The 3,718-nt window shown below is 36.7% G+C and carries 3 protein-coding genes; all 3 read left to right on the top strand.

Annotated features, from left to right (window positions below):
- Window positions 1-49 precede the first annotated feature (49 nt).
- A complete protein-coding gene (locus VNJ50_RS12860; RefSeq protein WP_325582550.1) occupies window positions 50-982 on the top strand; it encodes a tryptophan 2,3-dioxygenase family protein in 933 nt (310 codons plus the stop codon).
- 17 nt (window positions 983-999) lie between these two features.
- Window positions 1,000-2,283 (top strand): M23 family metallopeptidase, encoded by a 1,284-nt coding sequence (locus VNJ50_RS12855; protein ID WP_325582548.1) that lies wholly within the window; start codon window positions 1,000-1,002, stop codon window positions 2,281-2,283.
- A 381-nt stretch (window positions 2,284-2,664) separates the two neighbouring features.
- A partial coding sequence (locus VNJ50_RS12850; RefSeq protein WP_325582546.1) for a TonB-dependent receptor occupies window positions 2,665-3,718 on the top strand: 1,054 nt, incomplete at its 3' end.

Here is a 3,718-nt window from a genome sequence, read left to right as displayed (position 1 = left end):
AGGCTTTCAAAGGTCTTAAACATCCATTTAAAATTCAATTTTAGAGCCCATGTCCAATATAAAAGATTTTGACCCCATATTACAAGAGCTGCAGCAAAAATATGCTGCCATAGATCAAGATGCCCAGACCCATTTAAAAGGATTGCTTTATAGTAAACCCATTACCTATTGGGATTATATTCAAACCGATGCCCTTTTAAATTTGCAGGTCCAGCGTACCACATTGCCCGATGAAATGGTTTTTATAGGGTATCATCAAATTAATGAACTCTTATTTAAGATGATTTTATGGGAAATAGAACAAGTCTCAGAAAGTACATCGCTTACTACTGAATTTTTTGCTTCCCGATTGATGCGCGTCAGTAGATATTTTGACATGCTCACGACTTCTTTCAATATCATGAGAGATGGAATGGATGTGGATCAATATATGAAATTCAGAAATACGCTGACCCCAGCCAGTGGTTTTCAAAGTGCACAATACCGATTGATTGAATTTGCTTCGACAGAACTTATCAATCTTATTGATTACCGTTTCCGTAAAGATATAGATCGCAACACGCCCTACACCCATGCGTTTGAACATTTGTATTGGCAAGCTGCCGGTAAAAATTATGAAACGGGAAAAAAATCGACCACCCTGGTTAATTTTGAAAATCGTTATAAAGATGAATTTTTAAGATTTATGGAAAGCCATAATACGAAGAACTTATGGACCAGATTTAAAGAATTGCCTAAAGCAGACCAAGAAAATGAAGATTTGATAAAAGCAATGCGCCATTATGATTATACGGTCAATATTACTTGGGTATTTGCTCATTATCATGCCGCCAAACATTATATAGAAAGCGGTTCTGAAGGTGGTGAAGGTACAGGGGGCAGCGATTGGAAAAAATACATGCATCCAAAATACCAAAGACGTATATTTTTTCCTCAACTTTGGTCGGAAAGTGAATTGGAAAATTGGGGAACGGAATTATAAAAATTGAAATCTTTTAAATGTATCAAAAAAGTATCGCCGTAGTTGTTTTATTAGGATTGTTGTTGACGTCGTGTAAGCAAGAAGTTAAAGATATTGAACAAGAGCCTATTAAAACTTTTATCGAACCTGCAGAGCTTAGGGAATTTGGATTTAATCTGAATGATTATATCGTAAAACGAGACACCATTAGATCTGGGGACAGTTTTGGCACCATTTTGCAGCGCAATAATTTGGCCTATCCAAAAATTTATCAAATTGCAGAAAGTGCCAAGGATTCTTATGATATTCGAAAACTTCAAATAGGAAGACCATACACGATGCTGTTTGCAAAAGACAGTCTTCAAACGCCGCAATGTTTTATTTATCAAGAAAATAATATTGATTATGTGGTCATCCATTTTGCCGATTCGGTGGTTACTTATAAAGAAAAAAAGCCCGTTACTATTGTCACAAAAGAAGCTTCTGGTGAAATTAATAACAGTTTGTCAGTTACTATGGATGCCCAAGGATTACCACAGGCATTGATAGGGGAAATGGCTGATATTTATGCATGGACCATTAACTTTTGGAAACTTCAAAAAGGCGATAAGTTTAAAATTATCTACAGACAACGTTATATTGAAGATTCTATTTACGCCGGATTGGAAGGGATTGATGCGGCGTACTTTCAACATAAGGGTGAAGATTTTTATGCCTTTAAATATGCTATAGATTCTTTAAGTAATCGCGGTGATTTTTTTGATGAAAAATCCAAGAGCTTAAAACGTGCATTTTTAAAAGCGCCAGTTAATTTCGGTCGGGTGTCATCACGCTATAATCTCAACCGAAGAATTGCTTATTATGGTTATGCAGTTAGACCTCATAAAGGTACTGATTTTGCGGCACCAATTGGCACAGAAATTTTAGCGACGGCCAACGGTACAGTGATAGAATCTACACAACGGGGAGGTAACGGTAAATATGTTAAAATCCAGCACAATGACACATATAGCACTCAGTATCTCCATATGAGTAGGCAGGCTGTTAAAAAAGGCCAGTATGTCAAACAGGGTGATGTTATTGGTTATGTTGGCATGACAGGAAATACCAGCGGACCACACGTGTGTTATCGTTTTTGGAAAAATGGCCAACAAGTTGATCCATTTCTTGAGAAAATGCCATCAGCGGAGTCTGTTCCAGCACATTTGGATGCGCATTATCGTGAGTTTATAAAACCACTAAGGGCACAATTGGATTTAATTCCGATTGAATATCAAAACGAAACTACGATCGAACAGGGATATTCCATTACTCAAAATTAAATAATTGTATATCCCAAGTTAGTGCCTGTATAGTCACGATATCTTTTGAAGATTGTAGGCTCGGATTTGTTTTTGGATTTAAAGAATTATTGGCCTAAACCGAGCCAGCTAAAAGGTGTGGGTTTCATGGTCAATAATTTTGACTCAAATACAAGATTGCATATTTTTACTTCGGTTTGCTGAATTATTTAGAAATTTTCATGACTTTAAGTTATTTTTTGTTAAAAACTTATGTAGAACTTAATTCTAGAAATAATAATTTAAGGGTTAATTTTATTATTTTGGTAGTGTTAAAAATATCTTAACATTTAAGTAATATTAAATCATAATAATGGTTTATTTTTGCGTAAAATTTAAAAACTTAATTTTTAAACATTAAAAATGAAAAAAATTACACAATTTTTACTAATGATTGTGGCCTTGCTAGGCACTACAGTCATGATGTCTCAAGTAACTTCGTCCAGTATGAGTGGTCGTGTTACGGATGTTGATGGGCCCGTTATGGGAGCTACCGTTATTGCTACCCACACACCATCGGGCACTACTTACGGAACGATTACCAATGACGATGGTCGTTACACCTTGCCGGGTATGCGTGTTGGTGGTCCTTACAGTGTTGCAGTATCTTATGTAGGATATGGCACAAACACAACCAGTGACATTACTATTGGTTTGGGTGCTGCTTATATTCATGACGTTGTGTTAAGTGAAGAAGCAGTTTCTTTAAGTCAAGTTGTGGTTTCTGCAAAGAGGACCAAGTTTTCAACTGAGAAGACCGGTGCAGCAACCAACATTTCCAATGAGCAAATGACAGCTTTACCAAGTATTAACAGAAGTATTACTGATATTGCAAAGATATCTCCTTACTCTAATGGTATGAGTCTTGCCGGAGGTGATGGTCGTTCTACTAACTTTACAGTAGATGGTACTAATTTTAACAATAACTTCGGGTTGAGTTCTAACCTACCTGCTGGTGGAAGTCCAATTTCATTAGATGCTATTGAAGAAGTTCAGGTGGTTATTGCACCTTTTGATGTACGTCAAACCAACTTTATTGGTGGTGGTATCAACGCTATTACAAAATCTGGGACTAACAGATTTAAAGGGTCGGCATATACTTATTTCAATAACCAAGACATGCGCGGTAATCGTATAGGCGATGTGCAGTTTGGTGATAGAGACGATCAGTCAAAAACCATTTATGGAATGACATTGGGCGGGCCGATCATTAAAAATAAATTATTCTTTTTTGTTAACGGCGAAACCGAAAAACGTCCAGGGCAAGTTGTGAACTGGAGACCTTCAGAAGATGGTAATTGGGATCTTGATCAATCCATTTCACGTACCAGCATTGCTGATATGGAACGCGTAAAACAACATTTAATTACCAATTATGGTTATGATCCTGGCTCGTACAGTAGCTATCCTGGTGATG

The organism is Gelidibacter sp. (assembly GCF_035577925.1).
In the GTDB taxonomy this organism is placed as follows: Bacteria; Bacteroidota; Bacteroidia; order Flavobacteriales; family Flavobacteriaceae; genus Gelidibacter.
The sequence above is the reverse complement of the archived record's forward strand: the minus strand, read 5'-3'. Positions and strand labels throughout refer to the sequence as shown.